Source organism: Staphylococcus equorum (assembly GCF_029531845.1).
GTDB classification, from domain to species: Bacteria; Bacillota; Bacilli; order Staphylococcales; family Staphylococcaceae; genus Staphylococcus; species Staphylococcus equorum_C.
In genome coordinates, this window is record NZ_JAMBPV010000005.1 from 159602 (window position 1) to 181728 (window position 22127).

General features: G+C 34.0%; 21 protein-coding genes and 1 riboswitch. Of the genes, 5 read left to right on the forward strand and 16 right to left on the reverse strand.

From position 1 onward, the window contains the following. Positions 1 to 163: 163 nt before the first annotated feature. The 3 genes from M4L39_RS08465 to M4L39_RS08475 form a co-directional block, all read right to left on the reverse strand. A complete protein-coding gene (locus M4L39_RS08465) occupies positions 164 to 823 on the reverse strand; it encodes a potassium channel family protein (protein WP_002508010.1) in 660 nt (219 codons plus the stop codon). 98 nt (positions 824 to 921) lie between these two features. Continuing rightward, entirely contained in the window at positions 922 to 1938 is a 1017-nt protein-coding gene (locus tag M4L39_RS08470) for a cytochrome d ubiquinol oxidase subunit II (RefSeq protein ID WP_277581611.1), read from the reverse strand. Then, complete coding sequence (locus tag M4L39_RS08475; RefSeq protein WP_277581646.1) at positions 1938 to 3290, reverse strand: cytochrome ubiquinol oxidase subunit I; 1353 nt, start codon at positions 3288 to 3290, stop codon at positions 1938 to 1940. The genes M4L39_RS08470 and M4L39_RS08475 overlap by 1 nt, the downstream gene beginning before the upstream one ends. A gap of 202 nt (positions 3291 to 3492) precedes the next feature. Between M4L39_RS08475 and M4L39_RS08480 the strand changes: the two genes are divergently transcribed. Then, entirely contained in the window at positions 3493 to 3723 is a 231-nt protein-coding gene (locus M4L39_RS08480) for a glutaredoxin family protein (RefSeq protein WP_277581612.1), read from the forward strand. 226 nt (positions 3724 to 3949) lie between these two features. On the opposite strand, the gene ptsP is transcribed toward M4L39_RS08480, so the two are convergent. From ptsP to auxA, 5 genes are all read right to left on the reverse strand, one after another. Further along, on the reverse strand, positions 3950 to 5665 hold the full coding sequence (gene ptsP / locus M4L39_RS08485) for a phosphoenolpyruvate--protein phosphotransferase (RefSeq protein ID WP_277581613.1): 1716 nt from the start codon (positions 5663 to 5665) through the stop codon (positions 3950 to 3952). Between the two features lies 1 nt (position 5666). Continuing rightward, positions 5667 to 5933 carry a phosphocarrier protein HPr gene (locus tag M4L39_RS08490; RefSeq protein ID WP_002508015.1) on the reverse strand — a complete coding sequence of 89 codons (267 nt, stop codon included), beginning with the start codon at positions 5931 to 5933 and terminating at the stop codon, positions 5667 to 5669. Positions 5934 to 6096: 163 nt separating this feature from the next. Beyond that, the gene (locus M4L39_RS08495; protein ID WP_277581614.1) at positions 6097 to 6639 is read right to left on the reverse strand and encodes a DUF697 domain-containing protein; all 543 of its coding nucleotides are present in this window, start codon (positions 6637 to 6639) and stop codon (positions 6097 to 6099) included. A gap of 57 nt (positions 6640 to 6696) precedes the next feature. After that, entirely contained in the window at positions 6697 to 7866 is a 1170-nt protein-coding gene (locus M4L39_RS08500; protein WP_277581615.1) for a class I SAM-dependent rRNA methyltransferase, read from the reverse strand. 204 nt (positions 7867 to 8070) lie between these two features. Continuing rightward, positions 8071 to 9372 (reverse strand): lipoteichoic acid stability factor AuxA, encoded by a 1302-nt coding sequence (auxA, locus tag M4L39_RS08505; protein ID WP_277581616.1) that lies wholly within the window; start codon positions 9370 to 9372, stop codon positions 8071 to 8073. Positions 9373 to 9627: 255 nt separating this feature from the next. Here auxA and graF point away from each other — a divergent pair, with 255 nt between their 5' ends. The 4 genes from graF (at position 9628) to M4L39_RS08525 (ending at position 13065) form a co-directional block, all read left to right on the forward strand. After that, positions 9628 to 9762 carry a glycopeptide resistance-associated protein GraF gene (graF, locus tag M4L39_RS08510; protein WP_277581617.1) on the forward strand — a complete coding sequence of 45 codons (135 nt, stop codon included), beginning with the start codon at positions 9628 to 9630 and terminating at the stop codon, positions 9760 to 9762. 310 nt (positions 9763 to 10072) lie between these two features. Continuing rightward, positions 10073 to 10174: riboswitch (TPP riboswitch) on the forward strand. A gap of 82 nt (positions 10175 to 10256) precedes the next feature. Next, positions 10257 to 10832 carry an ECF transporter S component gene (locus M4L39_RS08515; RefSeq protein WP_277581618.1) on the forward strand — a complete coding sequence of 192 codons (576 nt, stop codon included), beginning with the start codon at positions 10257 to 10259 and terminating at the stop codon, positions 10830 to 10832. A 12-nt stretch (positions 10833 to 10844) separates the two neighbouring features. Further along, on the forward strand, positions 10845 to 12266 hold the full coding sequence (locus M4L39_RS08520; protein ID WP_277581619.1) for an ABC transporter ATP-binding protein: 1422 nt from the start codon (positions 10845 to 10847) through the stop codon (positions 12264 to 12266). Then, positions 12259 to 13065 carry an energy-coupling factor transporter transmembrane component T family protein gene (locus M4L39_RS08525; protein WP_277581620.1) on the forward strand — a complete coding sequence of 269 codons (807 nt, stop codon included), beginning with the start codon at positions 12259 to 12261 and terminating at the stop codon, positions 13063 to 13065. The genes M4L39_RS08520 and M4L39_RS08525 overlap by 8 nt, the downstream gene beginning before the upstream one ends. 133 nt (positions 13066 to 13198) lie before the next feature. On the opposite strand, the gene purD is transcribed toward M4L39_RS08525, so the two are convergent. Genes purD through purS form a run of 8 tightly spaced genes read right to left on the reverse strand, consistent with a single transcriptional unit; the run spans position 13199 to position 22125 of the window. Further along, the gene (gene purD, locus M4L39_RS08530) at positions 13199 to 14437 is read right to left on the reverse strand and encodes a phosphoribosylamine--glycine ligase (protein WP_277581621.1); all 1239 of its coding nucleotides are present in this window, start codon (positions 14435 to 14437) and stop codon (positions 13199 to 13201) included. A 23-nt stretch (positions 14438 to 14460) separates the two neighbouring features. Continuing rightward, on the reverse strand, positions 14461 to 15939 hold the full coding sequence (gene purH, locus M4L39_RS08535) for a bifunctional phosphoribosylaminoimidazolecarboxamide formyltransferase/IMP cyclohydrolase (protein WP_277581622.1): 1479 nt from the start codon (positions 15937 to 15939) through the stop codon (positions 14461 to 14463). Positions 15940 to 15955: 16 nt separating this feature from the next. Further along, on the reverse strand, positions 15956 to 16522 hold the full coding sequence (purN, locus tag M4L39_RS08540) for a phosphoribosylglycinamide formyltransferase (RefSeq protein WP_277581623.1): 567 nt from the start codon (positions 16520 to 16522) through the stop codon (positions 15956 to 15958). Between the two features lie 2 nt (positions 16523 to 16524). Then, positions 16525 to 17553 (reverse strand): phosphoribosylformylglycinamidine cyclo-ligase, encoded by a 1029-nt coding sequence (gene purM, locus M4L39_RS08545; RefSeq protein WP_277581624.1) that lies wholly within the window; start codon positions 17551 to 17553, stop codon positions 16525 to 16527. Then, positions 17546 to 19033: an amidophosphoribosyltransferase gene (gene purF / locus M4L39_RS08550; RefSeq protein ID WP_277581625.1), complete on the reverse strand. Its 1488-nt coding sequence runs from the start codon at positions 19031 to 19033 to the stop codon at positions 17546 to 17548. The genes purM and purF overlap by 8 nt, the downstream gene beginning before the upstream one ends. Continuing rightward, entirely contained in the window at positions 19012 to 21201 is a 2190-nt protein-coding gene (gene purL, locus M4L39_RS08555; RefSeq protein WP_277581626.1) for a phosphoribosylformylglycinamidine synthase subunit PurL, read from the reverse strand. The genes purF and purL overlap by 22 nt, the downstream gene beginning before the upstream one ends. Next, positions 21194 to 21865, reverse strand: a complete 672-nt coding sequence (gene purQ, locus M4L39_RS08560) for a phosphoribosylformylglycinamidine synthase I (RefSeq protein WP_277581627.1) — start codon at positions 21863 to 21865, stop codon at positions 21194 to 21196. The genes purL and purQ overlap by 8 nt, the downstream gene beginning before the upstream one ends. Beyond that, complete coding sequence (gene purS, locus M4L39_RS08565) at positions 21865 to 22125, reverse strand: phosphoribosylformylglycinamidine synthase subunit PurS (RefSeq protein ID WP_057511817.1); 261 nt, start codon at positions 22123 to 22125, stop codon at positions 21865 to 21867. Before purS ends, purQ begins: the two co-directional genes overlap by 1 nt. Positions 22126 to 22127 lie beyond the last annotated feature (2 nt).

Here is a 22127-nt window from a genome sequence, read left to right on the forward strand (position 1 = left end):
ACTATTCTATTATATATATATTAATCACCTTGCTATGTGAATGCAATTTCATGATTGCTAATAGCACAAATAAATAATTTTTCATGAATTTATTTATGAAATATAGTATTCGATATAATAAAAAAGAAGCCTCCAGTTTTGGAGACTTCTTTTTATTATATTTTTATCGAACCACTTTTTTCTCAAAACGATTTAAGTCATTATCATGCCCTATCATAATTAATATATCACCAATTTCAATACTAATATTAGGGTCAGGAGAAACTAATATTTCTTTACCTCTTTTTATAGCAATTATACTTATACCGAATTGTGCTCGAATATCTAATTCTATAATTGTTTGGCCAGCCATTTTTTCACTTGCTTTAATCTCTACAATCGAATGTTCGTCTGCAAGTTCTAAATAATCTAACACACTTGCACTTGCGACATTGTGAGCGATTCTTCTTCCCATATCTCTTTCAGGATGAACAACCGTATCCGCTCCAATTTTATTTAAAATTTTTGCGTGATAATCATTTTGCGCTTTAGCTGTTACTTTTTTTACACCTAACTCTTTTAAAATTAATGTTGTTAACGTACTTGATTGTATATTCTCACCTATTGCTACGATGACGTGATCAAAGTTTCTGATACCTAAACTTTTCATAACAGCTTCATCTGTTGTATCAGCAATGACAGCATGTGTAGCGATATCACTATATTCATTCACACGTGCTTCATTCATATCAATTGCCATAACGTCCATATCAAGTGCATTAAGCTCTCTTACTATACTACCGCCGAATCGACCTAAGCCGATAACCACATACTCTTTGTCCATATGCGTCCTCCAATTTAAAAAATCACGGATAAGATAGCTATTTATTAGCCTAAGCAAGCGAGTGAATAACTATCATTATCTCATTTTAAAAAATTAATTTATTTTTTTCCTTCAACATAATCTTTGTCGAAAACAAATAATCTTAATAATAATATTAACGATGGAATGAGTAAAAGTAAACCTAAAACAAATGCAGTAATTAAAGCAATGGCCATGCTACTATTAACAACACCTTCATCTATACGAACATATGGGTATAAGATGTATGGCATTTTGCTGGCGCCATATCCGAAAAATGCAAATGCCATTTGCAATATAACAAGGATAAATGCAAATCCGTGCCATTTTTTTATTAATGTAAGTACCATGACACCTATAAAACATATAAAGCTTAGTAGGAACATCCACCAATAATCAGTTACTGCGCTTAAGAAATGCGTTTCGTTTTGTAATCTTAACGATACAAATACGAATAAAGAAATTGCGATCATCGGCGGTCCCCAGAACAAGAACCAATATCTTAATAAATCATACGCTGGTTTGTCTTTCGCTTTTGAAGCATAGTACGTAAGGAAGCCTGAAGAAATGTATAGCACTGATATAACAGCTAAGAATACGACAGACCATGAATAAGGACTCAAGGCTAATTCAAGCCAATTCAAATCTATATTATCACCTGAACCGGTAATAAAGCCCCCTTCTGATATTGTTAGCGTTGTAGCTAGTGCCGCTGGGATAAACAATCCTGACAAGCCGTACATTGCTAACCAAATGAGTTTTGAATCAGGTCCATAATTTTCAAACGCGTAAAAACTACCTCTAATTGTTAGTAATATTAATGCGATTGAAGCTGGTATGAGTAGTACCGTACCAAAATATTTCGCCGCATCAGGGAAAAAACCTACAATGCCAACGAAAAAGAATACAAAGAATACGTTTGTTACTTCCCACACAGGGTTTAAATAACGACCTATTAAATGATTAATTTGTTTATCTTGTTTAGTCACTTTTGCGTGAAGTGTAAAGAACCCAGCACCAAAATCAATGGAGGCGATAATAATATAAGAGAATAAGAATATTCCAAGTACTGTAATACCTATATAAGCAAATATCATTACTCATCACCTCTTTCTGGTGTATTTTCTTCTACATCTTTATATGCTGGTTTATTTCTGAACATACGAATTAATACATATGCGGTAGTCACGATTAATATCATATATAAGATACCGAATAATATTGTCACGAGTGTTAAACCACCTGCTTGAGTTGCAGCATCAGCTACTTTAAGGTAACCACGAACCAACCATGGTTGACGACCTTGTTCAGTTAAGAACCACCCAGCTTCTATTGCAATCATTGCCGCTGGTCCAGTTAACAATGCACCATACAACATTGGTTTTGAATAAGTGAATTTGCGTAACTTCTTAAATATAAGCGTTAATATAAACGCACCGGATATAATCAAGCAGAATACACCCATAGAAACCATAATATCAAAGTAATAGTGTACAATCATCGGTGGATGCAGTTCTTTTGGAAACTCATTTAATCCTTTTACTTCGGTATCTGTGTTATTATCAGCCAAGAAGCTGAGTATGCCAGGTATTTTTATAGCACCTGATACTTCTTGTGTTTCTTCATCTAAAGAACCAAAGAATATTAAGTCTGCATTAGACTCTGTTTCAAAATGCCATTCATAAGCAGCAAGTTTTTCTGGTTGTTCTTGATGTAGAAACTTAGCTGATAAATCTCCAGCTAACATAGATCCTAAAGTAAATACTACGCCAAGAATCATTGTTAGTTTCAACGCTTTTTTATGATATTCTGTGTCTTTCTTGAATTTGTTTTTCAATAATTTAAATGCAGCAATTGCAGCAAGTACAAATGCCATCGTCATAAGTGCTGTAGCAACAACGTGGAATGATCTAATTAAGAACGATTCATTAAACATTGCTACCCAAGGTTGGACGTTAACCATTTTCCCATCTTTCATTTCAAAGCCAGCTGGTGTGTTCATAAATGAATTGACTGCTGTAATGAAGAAAGCTGAGAATGTACCACCTATAATGACGGGAATACTAATAAGGAAATGTGTCCATTTACTCTTAAATCTATCCCATGTATATAAATAAATACTTAAGAAAATTGCTTCAAAGAAGAAAGCAAATGTTTCCATAAATAATGGTAATGCAATAACGTGACCACCCATTTGCATAAATGTTGGCCATAATAGTGATAATTGCAGTCCAATAATTGTACCTGTCACAACACCAACAGCTACCGTAATGGTATATCCTTTAGACCATCTTTTGGCTAATGTTATATATTTTGGATCATTTCTTTTTATACCTAAAAATTCAGCAACAGCAAACATTAATGGCACGCCCACACCAATCGTTGCGAATATGATATGAACCGCGAGTGTCATCGCAGTTAAAAAACGGGCTAATTCAACTGAATCCATAATATCACCTTTTTTATTTATTTGTGACAAAAATCACAACGTTCATTCATTATAAACTGCTTTACGTTGTATTGAAATAAGTTGCGTTCAAAATATAGTGACAAATTAATGACCACTTGCATGTAAGTCAAAGATTTGTAATAATTTAAAAAGTTTCTTATATTAAAGTAAATCGAATTTAAAATAGGAAGGATGAACTTTCATGGATAAAATAATCATTTATACGCAAAATGATTGCCCCCCTTGTACTTTCATTAAAAACTATTTATCAGATAAGGGCGTATCATATAGCGAGAAAAATATTTCGAATTCCCAATACAGAAATGAAATGATAGACTACGATGCTTTTGCTACACCTTTTATCTTGTTAAATGATGAGCCGATGTATCAAATTGATATGGATAAAATCAACCACAATTTAAATTTAGAATAATGATTAAACAACCAACGTAACTGTGGCACATTGATATTAGTAAATCGTTCACTTTCTAAACTATATGATTTTCGGTGTTATTACAAAGTTAGTGTTTAAAAATGTGCCATTACGGACTACGTTAATTCTTAATATTCTTTAACGCATGGCAAAATAAAAAAGCTGATAGCGCCACTATAAATGGTCTATCAGCTTTTTTCGAACTCAAATGTTCAATTAATATTTATTATTTAGCATATTGCTCAACTAATTCTTGTACTTCTTCAGAAGTTGCACAATTAATTGCTCTTTGTGACAATTCTTCCATTTCATTTTGGCTTAAACCTTTGATTTGACGACGCGCTTTAAGTACTGATGTAGCACTCATTGAGAATTCATCTAATCCTAAGCCTAATAGTAATGGGATAGCGATTTCATCGCCTGCCATTTCACCACACATACCAGTCCATTTACCCTCTTTATGAGATGCTTCAATCACTTGTTTTACTAAACGTAATATTGAAGGATTATATGGTTGATACAAGTATGAAACACGTTCAGACATGCGGTCAGCCGCCATTGTATATTGAATTAAATCATTCGTTCCAATACTGAAGAAATCAACTTCTTTTGCGAAGACATCTGCTAATGCAGCTGTTGAAGGAATTTCAACCATGATACCTAATTCAATATCCTCAGAAACTTCTGTACCTTCTTGTTTTAAGTTTTCTTTTTCTTCAAGTAATAATGCTTTAGCATCACGGAACTCATTAATTGTTGCAACCATTGGGAACATGATATTTAATTTACCGTAAACAGATGCACGTAATAATGCACGAAGTTGTGGTCTAAAAATATCAGGTTGATCTAAACATAAACGAATCGCACGATAACCTAAGAATGGATTCATTTCTTCAGGTAAATTTAAATATGGTAACTCTTTGTCGCCACCTATATCTAATGTACGTACAACAACACGTTTATCTTCCATCGTTTCTAGAACTTTTTTATAGGCTTCAAATTGTTCATCTTCCGTAGGCATTTCATCTCTACCCATATATAAAAATTCCGTACGATATAAACCAATACCTTCTGCACCATTTTCAATAACACCTTTTAAATCATTAGGCGTACCGATGTTTGCAGCTAATTCAGCATGTTTGCCATCAATTGTTTTTGTTTCTTCATTACGTAATTTTTGTAATTCTTTTTTATCTTCGAAGAAACGTTCACGTTTATTTTCATAAGCGATTACTTCATCATCTGTAGGATCAATAATTACTTCGCCCGTTAATCCGTCAACGATAATCATATCGCCTTGTTTAACGTCTTTAGTAATAGATTTTGTGCCTACAACAGCAGGAATTTCTAATGAACGGCTCATAATTGCTGAGTGTGATGTTCTTCCACCAATATTTGTTACAAAGCCTTGCACGAATTCTTTATTTAACTGAGCAGTATCTGATGGTGTTAAATCGTTTCCGATTATAACAACGCTTTCATCAATGATACTAGGATTTGGTAATTCTACACCTAAAATGTGTGCTAACACACGTTTAGAAACGTCACGGATATCAGCAGCACGTTCTTTCATGTATTCATTATCCATATTTTCAAATATAGTAATGAATTGTCCAGTTACTTCAGATAATGCAGTTGGTGCGTTAACTTGTTCATTTTTAATCTTATCTTCAATCGGTTGAATTAACTCTGGATCATCTAAAACTAATAAATGTGCATCAAAAATCGCTGCTTTATCAGCACCTAAATTTTTTTCAGCATTATTTCTTATTTTTGTTAATTCAACTTTAGATGTTTCGATGGCATCATTGAATTTAGCAATTTCAGCGTCGATATCTGTAATCTTTTCACTATTATATGAAAGATCTGGTTCAACTAATAAATATGCTTTAGCAATCGCTACACCATCAGATGCAGCAATACCATTTATATAGTTAGACATATTATTTTGTTAATCCTTCTTTAGATAAAATCTCAGTGATTGCTTCGATTGCGTCTGTTTCGTCGCTACCATCAGCGTAGATAGTAATTTCAGCATCTTTACCTACACCTAAACTCATAACACCCATGATTGATTTCAAGTTAACTTTTTTACCGTTATATTCTAATTGAATATCTGAATCAAACTTTGATGCAGTTTGAACAAGCATCGTTGCTGGACGAGCATGAATACCTGTTTCATCGATAATTACATATGATTTTTGTTCCATAATTTATTTCTCCTTCGTATAGTTAGAATCGTTAGTTTATTATAAAACCTAACATAGTTTTATATAATAAGATTACCAAATTATTTATATAAATTCAATTCGTTGCACCCATGATATGACAATATTCAGCGATTATTTAACAATTTGTGAAAACGCTGTAGTTTTACACGAGTGATTTAACAACTTTTTCACATTTTTGGATATGATCATTGCCTATTTTTTTCATGAAATAATAACTAATAGAAGCAGTGATTGCTTGACCTACTACTGGGAACCATTTCGTTTGTTTTGCTGCAGTACGTTTCGCTACATCACGGATAACTACTTTGAGAATAGCACTTGATACTTTTTTACCAATAAATTGGCTGCCTTGAATTGCCGCAGTAGTTAGCACACGTTCTTTCATGTCGTCTCCCATTGTATTAACTTGTTTATGATCAAGACCGTAAATCTTATTTACGTCCTCAATAACATCTTTCATAAGTTTAATATCTACGCTGAAGCCTAAACCTGGAATAGGTACTACACTTACGCCAGATGATAACATTGATTTTTTTCTCACTAACGCCTCTGCACGTTGGCGACGTTCTTCAATTTCATTATGAGATGTTGGTATACTACCTTTATTTTTTATATCTTCTATATTTAAAAACTTGTTTCCTACTTTTTGTGTAACGTTATTTGTGATTTTATTTTTAAAACTCATTATATTCACTCCTTAGTAAATTCTATACACTAAGAATAATACCCGTTTTTTCACACTTTACTGTATTTTTACAAAAATCGCTTTTAAATATTTTGAAGGTTTATAGTGTGCATGCGTTTTAAAATCTTTTGGTAAGCCCATGACATCAATAATTTCAAAGTCCACTTCTTCTTTAGTTAATGTTTCTATAACAACATTTTTAAATGCTTTAAGTGAAAATGTACTATTGTTCGTACATAATAGTAATGTACCTTCAGGACCAAGTATATCAAGTGCACCAACGATTAATTTATCGTAGTCTTTTAATACAGAAAAAGTTTTTTTCTTATTTCTCGCAAAACTTGGTGGATCAATAACAATTGTATCGTAGAAGAAGTCATGACGGCGAGCATAATTATAGAAATTAAAAGTCTCCATCACATAAATATATTGTGACGCTGGGTCAATAGAATTTAATCCAAAATTACTTTCAGTAAGCGCACGAGAACGGTTAGCTAAATCAACACTTGTTGTCATTTCTGCATTTTCTGCAGCTGCAACTGAGAATGCCCCTGTGTAACTGAATAAATTCAGTAAATTTTTATCTTGCGCATATTGATCTTTTAATTTTTTTCTTACTTCTCTTTGGTCTAAAAAGATGCCCGTCATTGGTCCATCATTTAAATCCACATTGTAAAATGTGAAGTTTTCCTCAATGACAATTGGAAATTCTGGTGCATCTCCGTCTACGAAGCCACCTTCTACGTTAGCATCTTTAAAACGTAATTTTTCAAAAACTGACGTATAACCGAATATTGCTTTCAACGCACTTAAAACATTATAACGGAACTTATAGATACCTTTTGAATACCATTGAACTAAGAAATGACCGTTGTAGTTGTCGATTGTAAGACCACCAACACCATCACCTTCTCCGTTAAATATTCTAAATGCATTTGTGCCCTCTACATTATAAAAATATTCACGTTCTTTTTTCGCAATATCAAATAATTTTTCAAAAAATTGTGTGTTAACAACTTCATCACGTGAGTAACTCAATACCCAACCGATACCTTTATGCTGACGTCCAACATATGCTGTTGCAATATACTGGTCTTTATCATTTAATAACTGAAATAAATCTCCTTCATGTAAGTGATCGTGTGCGTATATATCATCCTCGCTTACCAATGGATATTCATTTAAATACTTTGTTTCTTTACCTCTATTTAATGTGGCAGTTTTCATAAAATTATGTCAGCCTTTCTACTATTTTTTTATATTTATCTGTCGCTTACTTATTTTATCATTTCAAGTACATCGTAACATCATTAATATTTATTTAAATCAAACGTTTTGTCTAAGCACTTATCATTCTTGAACTTTCTTAATAAAAAAACCTATCTTCCAATCAATTGGAAGATAGGTTCATCAAACAACAATATTAAATACTTAATCTCTAGAAGGTTCTCTCAATTTAATTATAAACGCTACTACAACTGCAATTAACATCATAACAAGAATCGGTGTAATGAAAATTGAAAGCAATAGTCCGTGAACCATAATATTCATAAATTCAGTAAATAATTTAAAGAATAATAAACTTACCATAAATAATTGTAGATAATAAAATTGACCTTTCAAATAATTCGTCAATGTCGTCAGAATGTAAATAATGATGATAATCATTAATATGAACAATGTTATCCATTCAATAACATATTGTGTTTGGCCAATCTCCCAATCACCAGAAACAAATAATGAATTCCTATTATTAAATTCAATTAATGTAAAGAATAATAAAACTGCACCACAAAATAATTCAACATAAGTGGGTTTAATCCATTTCGGTTTCTTCATCCAATTTGGAACGTCATCTTCTTGAATATCAATAATGTTCTTCCATTTTTCAATAAATTCATCTTTCTTATCTCTTACTTTTTGAATATCTACACTTCTGCGAGTCTTACGCGTAAATTCTGTCGTTTTGTCTTGTAAAGTTTTCCAACGTTCCATCGTTTGGTTCGTTACAGTGCCTTTGCTCGTTCTAGATAATTCTGGTTCTTCTTCGCCTAATTCTTGTTTTGTTAATGGTAATGATCTTCTTAAGAATAAGAAATTCCAAATTGACATTTGTCCCAGTAACCACATAATTATGAAAAATGTGTTAACGCTTAAGATGTCAATCGGTATAATTTCATCACCCTCAATTCTTCCATATAACACCAATTGTGTTATCAAATAACTAAACCCATAACTGAAAATAATCCATAAATAGTGATATTTTCTATGTTCTATATTTAGCTCATCTTTATAAACGATATAACCAATGTGAATTACAAATGGTATCACGAAAATAATAGCGAAAAAGCTATAAACTTGGGTCATTAAAATTAGCGTTATGATAAAGAACAGAATACCAATAACTAAAAAGAATATTGAAATATCATAGTCATATCGTGTTGTTCTAAATAAAGTAATTCCTAGCATAATTAATCCAATGCCAAATATAATTATTAAAATGGCGCTAACTACCGGAAAACTCCCTATGTAATTGCTCATTACCCTAATTATTTCAGCAAAAAATGCATTTATAAAATCCCATACATTATTAATGTGTAAATCAATTTCACCTTTGCCATTTAATTTATGAATCATTGGTAAATTAATTAAAATGATGAGACCTGTGAAAAGCGAAACGATGCCTATAATATAACTATATAATATCTCAGCGTGTTTCTTCATAAAAGACATACCATTCACCTCAAAGTTATTATATATTAACATTTAGCTCTTGTCTTTAATAATCTCATAAATAAGTCTATAGTATGATATAAATTGGTTGTATAGTCAAATTTCCACATATACCTTTACTCTAAACAATTTATTTAACATGACTTTTAATATTCTAGCATTAACCCTCTTTTTAAGTACATTTGTTTAAGTTTTTTCTCTTCGTGGTATTTAAAATGTATAGATGATTAAAAACATGAAGGAGTGTTTTGTTATATGAGTAAAGAAGAATTAAATAAAAAAGCCGCTGAAAAAGCTAAAGAAAATGAAGATAAATTAAAAGATGAAAAAGATTCCGCCGAAGAAAATAGTGAAGAAACGCAAAAAAATATTCAAGATACTTTTGATTAATTAAAGCAAGTCTTGGACATAAACGCGAGTCAAACTCAATTATTATACTGATAATAGTTGTCTGACTTATAGTTAGCCATAAGGGAGAGGGAATACGGAATCACTTTCTAATTTTGACTCCGTATTCCTCCTTCCCATTTTTTATGTCTCCGTCACTTCCCATCATTTTTCGTCTTACATTAAACATCTAGAGCTTTTTAAATCGCAAAAGGCTAAATATATTCTGAAATACATAGTATTTTTGATTAATTTCATTTACCACCTTGACAGGAGTAATTAAAAACCATACATTAGAGTTAAATTAAATAATCATTCGCACTAGGGGTGTTTAGTGACTGAGATGAGGTATACCCTCAAACCCTTTGAACCTGATCTAGGTTAAACTAGCGTAGGAAAGTGTACTGCGATACTTATTAATAAATAGTATCCGTATGCCTGTATTTAACGCGCACCTTTCTAGAAGGTTGTGCGTTTTTTATATAGGAGGAGTATATATGTCAAAAGGATTAAAACTTTCTGAAATACTAGTAACTGTATTAATAGCAGTAGTTTTCGCTATCATTTATAACATCTGGAATTTTGTCTATAAAGCGCTACAAGTTACAGGACTTCACTTTGAAGAACTAACTTACGGCGCTTGGTTTATGGCAGCTATTGTTGCTTATCTTATTATTCCAAAAGCGGGCATCGCTATTTTGGCCGAATTTGCTGCAGGTGCTGGCGAAACTATAGTCATGGGCCGTTTTGATATCGTTACAATGATTTATGCTTTAATACAAGGACTAGCATGTGAAATCATATTTGCGCTTTTCAGATATAAATCTCGCGCAGCAATGGTTGCAATGTTGGCTGGTTTCTTGGCTTCAGTATCAACTTTACCATTGGACTTTGCTTATGGTTATCTCGGTGAAATAGCTGGTTGGAACCTTACATTATATATAGTATTTAGACTTATAAGTGGAATTGTTGTAGCAGGCCTTTTATCTTACTATATTGTGAAAGCCTTAGATCAAACTGGTGTCACTAAATTATTCAGACCTGCAACTCAGAGCGATTACGACAATTTATAAGGAGCAATAAAGTTGATAGTCACAAAAAATTTACGCTTAAAATACCCAAACGGTCATAATAAAATATTTGATAATTTAACGCTTCATATAAAAGACAAAGAAAAAGTATTGCTCTTAGGTCCTTCTGGTTCAGGTAAAAGTACGTTATTAAACGTTTTAAGTGGTATTGTTCCTAATCTTATAGATTTACCTATGAAATATGATAAATTACAAATTGATGAGGATTGTGGCGTTATTTTTCAAGATCCAGACACTCAATTTTGTATGCCTAAAGTATATGAGGAACTCGCTTTTGTTTTAGAAAACCTGCGTGTACCACGTGATGAAATGGAAAGCCGTATTCAATCTGCCTTGTCAGCAGTAGATTTAAATGTCGATGCATATCAACATATTAATCAATTAAGTGGTGGAATGAAACAAAAATTAGCAATTGCAGAAACTTTGTTACAACAAGCAAACACCCTATTCTTAGATGAACCAACAGCAATGCTAGATGTGGATGCAACTGCGGATTTATGGCAAAAAATAAAATCATTGTGGCATGACCAAACTGTATTAATTGTAGAGCACAAAGTAGAACATATTTGGCAACATGTTGATCGTGTCATTCTATTAAATTATGATGGTGCCATAATAGCCGATGCACCTCCTAATAAGATATTGCATGACTATGAGCATCTATTAACAGAATATGGTGTGTGGCATCCTAATGCTTGGCAATCCGCCCCACCATCATCAAAAACACAAATAGATTCATCTACACCACAAACAAAAAATGCATTTAAATTTAAAAATGGCTTAATTAAACGTGGAAAACAGCAACTGATTAACATATCAGAACTAAACATCAGTGCTGGCGAATGGATTACCATCACTGGAACAAATGGTAGTGGCAAAACTTCCTTATTAGAATCGATGATGCAACTCATTAAATATGATGGGAAAATGTATTTTAACAATCATGCTTTATCAAAAATCAAAGCAGCCGCAAGACACATGTATTTAGTTTATCAAAATCCCGAATTACAGTTTATTACACATTCCGTATATGATGAAATTTACATTCAATATAAAAATAAAGCACGTTCAACTGTTGAAGCTAAACGAGAAACTCAAAACATGCTTGAAATACTTAATTTACAAGCAGTTAAAGCACAACATCCATATGAACTTTCTATGGGCCAAAAAAGACGTCTTAGCGTTGCAATTGCATTAAGTTCATCTTCAGACTTTATTTTACTTGATGAACCTACTTTTGGTCTCGATAGTCATAATACATTTAACCTTATTAAATTATTTCAGACACGTATACAAAACGGACAAACGATTTTGATGGTAACGCATGATCCAGAAATTATTGCACGGTATCCAACTCGAAGATTCCATGTCAATCAGCATCAATTAACCGAAATAAAGGGTGATACTTATGTTTGAGATGTGGAAAAAACACTATTCTTTTGTTGATGACGTCAACATTATTACTAAATTAGCAATTGCTATACTTTTGTTTTTCTTCGTTATTTTTGTGCATCAATTTGATTACATGTTCTATATAACGTTATTGATGTTAGGGTTTCTACTCTTATTTAATGGCTTGAAATTTAAAATCACTTTTATTTTCATATTCTTTACTATGACATTCAGTTTAATCTCTGCTTTATTCATGATTTTTTATGGTGATGGCACACACACGCTATTTAAATTAGGCTTTATTCAAATCACTACAGAAAGTTTACTTCGTGGTTTGCACTTAGCAATGCGTACGACGACTATTTCTCTTTTTGGAATTTTAATTGCCTTTACATCTCAAATCGTCATGATTTTCTATAGTCTTATGCAACATCTCAAGGTTAAACCAAAAGTAGCTTATGCATTTATGGCAGCGATTAGAATGGCGCCATTAATGTTTACTTCATTGTTCCAACTCAGAAAATCATTAAAAATGCGCTATCAAATGATTGACGCACATAATTATAGAGGTTTTAAACGGATTAAACATCTTGTGATACCACTACTAAGCCAAAACATCAGAAAAGCGCATCAATTATCAGTTGCTATGGAGAAGAAAGGATTTAAAGACGGACCTAGAACATACTATTATTATGCACCTTTCTCGTATAGAGATCTTTTATTAATCGTAGTTGTAAGTTCTATTTTAATCGTTGCATATTTCCTAGCACAATATGTCCCAATCACAGGAATTAATGATGTGCGTATTTCAAGTATTTACTGAATTACATCACTATCCATGTAATTTAAACACAAAAGCGTTAAGACAAAACTTAAACCACTTTGTCTTAACGCTTTTTTGATAACTTATTCAATTTATATAATTCAAAATACCCATATACAAATTACTTTAATTGTTATTTAAGTGCTTTATCACTAATATCCTTTCGATAAAACAATGCATTGCTTTTAATTTTATCAACCGCTTCATATGCTTTAGCTTTTGCACTTGCTATATCTTTACCTTCACCTAAGGCCAGAATAACACGGCCACCAGATGTCACATATATATCTTGTTCTTTTTTTAATCCACTCACAAAGTATTGCCCATCTAAATCGAAACCTGAAACAGTTTTACCTTTTTCATATTTTGCTGGATAACCTTTAGATGCAAGCATAACACCTACTACAGAATCGGATTTCCATTGAAATTGAATTGGATTTTTAGCTTCTAAATCTAAAATATGCTGCATTAAATCACTTTCCATGCGAGTTAAAAGTACTTGAGCTTCGGGATCGCCGAAACGTGCATTAAACTCAATCACTTTTGGACCTTCATCTGTAATAATTGCTCCAATGTAAAGTACACCAAAAAATGAGTAGCCTTCCTTGACCATTGCTTTTGCAATAGGCTGTGCAATTTCATCATTTGTTCGTTTGATAATAGATGCGTCAATATGAGGAACTGGACAATACGCCCCCATGCCTCCAGTGTTTGGACCTAAGTCACCATCAAATGCACGTTTATGGTCTTGAGCTATACAATCAAACGGCACAGCATAGTCATTATTTACGAAAGTCATTAATGAGAATTCTTCACCCTCAAGAAATTGTTCAAAAACCACGATTCCTTCTTCTTCTAGATAAAGTTCTTCTACACCTGATAATGCTTCCTCATAACTTTCCGCAATGATAACACCTTTACCTGCCGCTAATCCATCCTTTTTCAATACAACAGGATATTCGCATGATTGAATATAAGCTAATGCATCTTGTTTATTTGTAATTTGTGTATATTCAGCAGTTGGAATACCATATTTTTTCATTAATTCTTTAGCAAATAATTTCGAACCTTCGATTTGTGCTGCTGCTCGATTAGGTCCAAATACTTTTATTTGTGCAGCCTCTAATTTGTCAGCTAACCCTTCTGTTAAAGGTTGCTCAGGGCCAATGATTGCCCATGTAATACCATGTTGTTGTGCAAATGCTACAATTTGTTCATGTTCTGTTTCTGCTATTTCACTATGAACCTGTGCAACTTTCGACATTGCGTCATTACCTGGGATTGCAAATATTTCATTAACCAGTGGTGATTGCTTCAGTTTATGTGCTATTACGTGCTCTCTACCACCTGCACCAATTACGAGTACTTTCATAAAGTATATTGCCTCCAATTCGCTTAATGTTTAAAGTGTCGAACGCCTGTAGTTACCATTGCAATACCATATTTATTTGCCATATCAATAGATGCTTGATCTTTAATTGAACCGCCTGGCTGAATAATAGCTTTGATACCTGACTTTGCTGCTAATTCAACTGTATCATCCATTGGGAAGAAACCATCTGATACCATTGCAACTTGATCATTCATTTCTATAGCACGTTCTATGGCGATTTCTGCTGACCCAACACGGTTCATTTGTCCAGCGCCAATACCGACTGTTTGTTTTGCATTACTGAGAATGACTGCGTTACTTTTCACAGATGCAACCACTTTCCATCCTAATAACATTGCATCCCATTGTGCTTCAGTAGGTTCAACTTCCGTAACCACTTTCATATCGTCACGTGTTAATTTCACATTATCTTTATCTTGTATTAAATAACCACCTGAAACAGACACGACTTCTTGTTCACTATTATCAATCGTCATATCAATTTCTAAAAGTCTTATATTTTTCTTTTTACTTAAAATGTCTAATGCTTCTTGTGTGAATTTTGGAGCAATAATAACTTCTAGGAATATTTCATGTAAAGTTTCTGCTAATGTGCTATCTACAGATCTATTTAACGCGACGATACCACCGAAAATAGATTGACTATCTGCTTCAAAAGCATATTGATAAGCGTCATTGATTGTTTCTCCAACACCTACACCACAAGGATTCATATGTTTTACTGCTACTGCTGCTGGTTGTTCAAATTGCTTAACAAGTGATAAAGCTGCATCTGCATCTTTAATATTGTTATAGCTTAATTGTTTACCATGTAGCTGTTTAGCGCCACCAAGTGTGTGCGCTGCAGTAGATGTGCGGACAAACTGTGCTGCTTGTTGTGGGTTTTCGCCATAGCGTAGACTTTCTTTATTATCTTTAAAGAATTCCACAATCGCCGAATCATATTGATTTGTGTGATCAAACACTTTAATCATGAGTGACTTACGGTATGCTTCATCCAAATTGTCATTTTTTAATTTTTCTATGACTTCATTATAGTCTGCTGGATGTACAACTGTCGTGACATGCTTAAAGTTTTTAGCTGCAGCACGTAACATAGTTGGTCCACCGATATCGATGTTTTCGATGGCATCGCTTTCTGTAACATCAGGATTAGCTACAGTTTCTTTAAATGGATATAAATTTACTACAACCATATCTATAAGATCAATATGTTGCTCTTTTAATTGTTTTAAATGCTCTGGCTTATCACGATCAGCTAATATACCACCGTGAACAGATGGATGTAATGTTTTAACTCTTCCATCCATAATTTCTTCGAATTGTGTTAATTCTGAAATTGATTTCACTGGAACATCTGCTTCTACTAAAGCTTGCATCGTGCCACCTGTAGAATACAACTCATATCCTAACTGGTTTAAGGATTGGGCAAATGCCACAACACCACTTTTATTAGACACACTTAAAATTGCTTTTTTCATTTTGTATTGGCACCTCTTATTGAATGATTTTGGATATCACTTTCGGATATAGTTCATGTTCCATCACTTTAATTCTTTCTTCTAGTTGTTCTTTAGTATCGTCCGGATATATATCACATGTCCATTGTTCGATAATTTCTCCTGTGTCCATCCCACTGTCCACATAATGCACTGTTGTACCTGTAATCGTATCACCGCTCTCCAGAGCTTGGCCTACTGCGTCTTTACCTTTATATTTAGGTAATAGCGAAGGATGTATATTAATAATACGTCTATTGTATGCTTTTAATATATTTTCACCAATCAGCTTCATATAACCAGCTAGGACAATCCATTCTACTTTTTCTGAAGTAAGCCATTCGATGATTTTACGCTCATAATCTGCTTTAGTTGGAAAATTTTTAAGTTCATTGATATGGACGTCTAAATTATATTTCCTAGCACGTTCAATACAATAAGCACTCACTTGATCTGTGTATAAAGCAGTCACTTCTATGTTAGGTAAATTACCTTCTGCGATTTGAGTCATGATACTTTCAAAGTTACTGCCTGATCCTGACGCAAAAATAGCTATTTTGGTCACTGTTATACCCCCAATAATTGAATTGGTTCATCACCTTTAACGATTTCACCAATTTGATATGCCTTAACTTGTTGTTGTTTCAATATATTTAACACTGCTGCTTCATTTTTTTTGTCTACAATTAATGTGAAACCAATACCCATGTTAAAAACATTGTACATTTCTTCAGTTGAGATATCACCTTGTGCTTGTAACCAGTCAAATATTGGTGGTGTTGGGAATTGTGACGTATTAATTTTTGCTGTAACTCCCTCAGGTAATGCTCTAGGAATATTTTCATAGAAACCACCGCCTGTAATATGCGTCATTGCATGAATTTTCACTGCATCTTTGACAGCAAGTACTGGTTTAACATATAAGCGTGTAGGTTCTAAAAAGACATTTAGATATGTGCGTTGTTCATCAAACTTATCATTTAAGTTAATGCCTGATTTTTTAATTAAATTTCTAACTAAACTATAACCATTTGAATGAATACCACTAGATTCAAGGCCTATGATGACTTGTCCTGGTGCTACAGAAGTACCGTCGACATATTCATCTTTTTCTACAGCACCTACAGCAAATCCTGCTAAATCATATTCACCTTCGTGATACATTTCTCCCATTTCAGCTGTCTCTCCACCGATAAGTGCAGTGTTTGTTTCTTCACAGCCATCGCTTACCCCTTTGACAATCTGTTCAACGACTTCTGGAATCACTTTATGTGTTGCAATATAATCTAAGAAATAAAGTGGCTCTGCACCGGTTGTTAAAATATCATTCACACACATTGCAACGGCATCGACACCTATCGTATCGTGCTTATTGTTATCTATAGCTAATTTCAACTTTGTTCCAACACCATCAGTGCCTGAAACAAGTAATGGTGCTTTCATATTCAATTGTGACAAATCAAATGTTGCGCCGAAACCGCCAAGTCCACCAAGTACTTCCTTACGCATCGTTCTTTTGACATGATTCGACATACGTTCTACCGCTTCATAACCTGCGTTAATGTCGACACCTGCTTGTTGGTATGCTTTAGACATTTAAATTCCCCTCTTTATCAAAGTATTGTGTATGATTTGTTAAATATTCCTTTTGGCGCTCACTTAAATGCTCTAAATAGTCCGACTCATAGTCATAAAGTCCAGCTGGATAATCTCCAGTAAAACTTTCTACACATAAACCACTGTATGGTGCATCTTCATTCAGTCCAATAGATTGAATAAGTCCATCGACAGTTAAGTATGCTAAAGAATCTGATCCAATATGCTCGCTAATTTCTTGAGGCGATTTATTCGCAGAAATCAGTTCAGCTGTAGTCGAGACATCTATGCCATAAAAACTTGGGAACATGAACTCTGGTGATGCAATACGAACGTGCACTTCATTTGCACCAGCGTCTTTTAACATTTGTACAATACGTCTACTTGTCGTACCCCTTACAATGGAATCATCAACAAGTACAATATTTTTATTATGAACGATATCTTTAACTGCAGACAGCTTAACTCGTACGCCTTGCTCTCGTAGTTCTTGTGTAGGTTGAATAAATGTACGTCCTACGTATTGATTTTTAACAAGTCCCATCTCATAAGGTAATCCGCTTTCCTCTGCATAACCTGAAGCCGCAGATAGAGAAGAGTTTGGCACACCAATGACCATGTCAGCATTGTCAGCTGGACTTTCTTGGGCAAGCTGTTTACCTGATTGTTTTCTAATCGCATGAACATTTTTACCAGCAATCGTAGAATCAGGTCTTGCGAAATAAATGTATTCCATTGCTGAAATTGCAGTTGTCGTATGTCTTGTATAAGACTCAACTCTAATACCCTCGTCATTAATCACAACATATTCACCTGCATGAATATCTTGCACAAATTCTGCGCCTAGTACGTCAATCGCACATGTTTCACTAGCAATGATATATGCACCAGTCTTCATTTTGCCTACAACTAACGGGCGAATTGCATTAGGATCAACTGCACCATATAACGCATCTTTCGTTAATAATGCGAAAGTAAAGCCACCTTTGATTTTTCTCAAACTTTCTTGAAGCGCATCTTCAAAGGTTGGTGCCTTACTTCTACGTATTAAATGCATAATTACTTCTGTATCTGATGAAGAATGAAAAATAGAACCTTGATGTTCTAACGATCTTTTTAAACTTTGTGCATTAATTAAATTACCGTTATGACAAACTGCGGCACTCATATCATAAAAATGATATAAAAATGGTTGGATGTTTTCTATTCCTTTATTACCAGAAGTGGCATAACGTACATGACCAATTGCATGTTTATAGGATTTAAAAGATTCAAGTTGGGTATCTGAAATAGCTTCAGTAAGTAAACCCATACCGCGTTGCCCAACAAGTGATTCGCCATCCGAACACACGATACCAGCGCCTTCTTGGCCACGGTGTTGTAAACTGTGTAACCCCATATATGTTAACTGTGCAGCTTCCGGATGATCCCAAATTCCAAATACACCACACTCTTCATTTAATCCACTGTAGTCATACATTTAGGAATAGCCCCTTCCCATAATTCATTCAGATTTTTAACTTCTCGTGTTACTTGAATTTCCTTGTTTGATACGAGGAATTGGTTGTCTTGAGTTAACTTACCAATTTCTACTGCGTTTTCTACATCGAACGATTTACCTTCTTTAACTGCAACAACATAACGTCCTTGTGTTTCACTGAAAAGTTGTTCGTTTGTAACATCTAAATTAACATTCATACCTAATTGATGATATGCACTTATACGTGCCAATGTTACTAATAACCCACCCTTACCAACTGTTTGTACATGTGACGCAACGCCATTACGAATTGTTTGTTTAATAGCTTCGCCTTTACGTACTTCATCTGATAAATCAATCGCTTCAAACTCATGATTGACCTCTTTGTAAAGTAGTTTCTCAATTTGACTTCCGCCAAAATCATCTTTTGTTTCACCAACAATGTATAAAGTATCTCCTGATTGCGGAGTAAATTCATTTAGATATTGAATATCTTCAATTAATCCAATCATCCCTACCACTGGTGTTGGGAAAATAGATGCTTCTCTATTTTCGTTATATAACGACACGTTACCAGACACGACAGGGGTGCTTAATACTTCACAAGCTTCTGCCATACCTTTTGTTGAGTCTGCAAGTTGCTGATAGATTTCTTTATTCTCTGGCGAACCATAATTTAAACAATCTGTCATCGCTAACGGTGTTGCACCTACAGATATTAAATTACGATATGCTTCAGCAACAACCATTTTTCCGCCTTCATATGGATTATTAAAAACGTAACGTGCTTCACCATCGATTGTGGATGCGATAGCTTTATTTGTACCTTCAACCCGTACTACAGATGATTGCAAACCAGGCTTAACGATTGTATTTGCACCGACTTGTTGATCATATTGCTCATATAAATAACGTTTCGATGCAATCGTAGGATGTTGTAATAATTGGTCAAACACATTTTCTACATCAATGTTGCGATAATCATTTTTTGCTGTATTATATTCTGGCGCTTCACCTTCTAAAGTGTAGACCGGTGCTTCGTCTGATAATGGTTGTACTGGTATGTCAGCATATACTTCGTCTTCGTAAGTAAGAACAAAGCGATCTGTATCTGTCACTTCACCAATTACTGCACTATCTAATTCGTGTTTATCGAACAATTCTAAAAATTTAGCTTCTGTACCTTTTTCAACAACAAGTAACATACGTTCTTGCGTTTCAGAGAGCATCATTTCATAAGGTGAAATACCCTCTTCTCTTGTCGGTACATTTTCAAGTTTAAGATGTAAGCCACTACCACCTTTTGCTGCCATCTCTGAAGATGAAGAAGTAAGTCCTGCCGCGCCCATATCTTGTATACCTACAAGTTCGTCAAAAGTAATTGCTTCAAGCGTTGCTTCCATTAATTTTTTACCAACAAATGGATCACCAATTTGAACAGATGGTCGTTTACTTTCACTGTCTTCGCTTAACTCTTCAGACGCAAATGTAGCGCCATGAATACCATCACGACCTGTTTTTAATCCTACATAAATCACTGGGTTACCTACACCTTTTGCAGTCCCTTTTTGAATCATGTCATGGTCAATAACACCTACACACATTGCATTAACTAAAGGATTACCATCATATCTACTGTCAAACTCAATTTCTCCTGCAGTTGTAGGGATACCAATACAGTTACCATAGCCGCCGATACCAGCCACAACACCGCGTAATAAACGACGATTTTGTTTCTCTGTTAATTCACCGAAGCGTAAACTATTCAACAAATTAATAGGTCTAGCACCCATAGAAACGATATCTCTGATGATGCCACCCACACCTGTAGCTGCACCTTGATAAGGTTCTACTGCTGAAGGATGATTATGTGATTCAACCTTGAATACTACTGCTTGATCATCACCAATATCTACGACACCAGCCCCTTCACCTGGACCCATTAATACATGTTTACCCGAAGTTGGAAATTGTGTTAAAAATGGTTTTGAATGTTTGTATGAACAATGCTCACTCCACATTACAGAAAAAATACCTATCTCTGTAAAATTAGGTTCACGTCCCAAAATTTCACAAACTTTGTCGTATTCTTTATCAGTTAAACCCATATCTTTATATAATCGTTCTAATTTAATTTCCTCTGTACTTGGTTCTAAAAATTTAGACATTTTGTTCCCTCCAACTATTTACCATTGCTTCAAATAATTTCACTCCACTATCAGTGCCTAAAATTGACTCAATTGCTCGCTCAGGATGTGGCATCATACCGCATACATTTCCTTTTTCGTTAATAATTCCGGCTATGTCATTATATGAACCGTTCGGATTGTCCAAATATTTTAAAATAATTTGGTTGTTTGCTTCTAATGCTTCATACATTTCTGGCGTACAGTAATAGTGACCTTCACCATGTGCAACTGGATAAATAACTTCTTCATTCTCTTCATATAAATTGGTATACATCGTTTTATTATTCACAACTTTTAAAGTTTCATTGCGGCTAACAAATAAATGAGAGTCGTTGTTCAATAATGCACCTGGTAATAGTCCAATTTCAGTTAGAATTTGAAAACCATTACACACACCTAAAACTGGTTTCCCTTCATTTGCAAAACGTTTAATTTCTTCGGTAATCGGTGCAACACTCGCCATAGCACCTGAGCGTAAGTAGTCTCCGAATGAGAAGCCACCAGGTATAAGTACACCATCAAAACCTTCTAAAGAAGTATTTCTATAATCAACAAATTCTGCTTGGACACCTGATTTCACTGCCGCGTTATACATATCTCGGTCACAGTTTGATCCTGGAAATTTCAACACTGCAAATTTCATTAAGCTTTCTCTCCTTCATCCAAAACTTTGTAACTATATTCTTCAATTACAGTATTAGCAAATAATTTTTCACTTAGTGTTGTGATTACATTGTGTACAGCTTCGTCAGTTGCTTCATCAATTGTCATATATAAAACTTTACCTACACGAATATCGTTCACTTGTTTATATCCTAAATCATGTACTGCGCGGTTTAACGCTTGTCCTTGTGTATCTAGTACTTGTGGTTGTAAAGTGATGTGTAATTCGATTGTTTTCATTT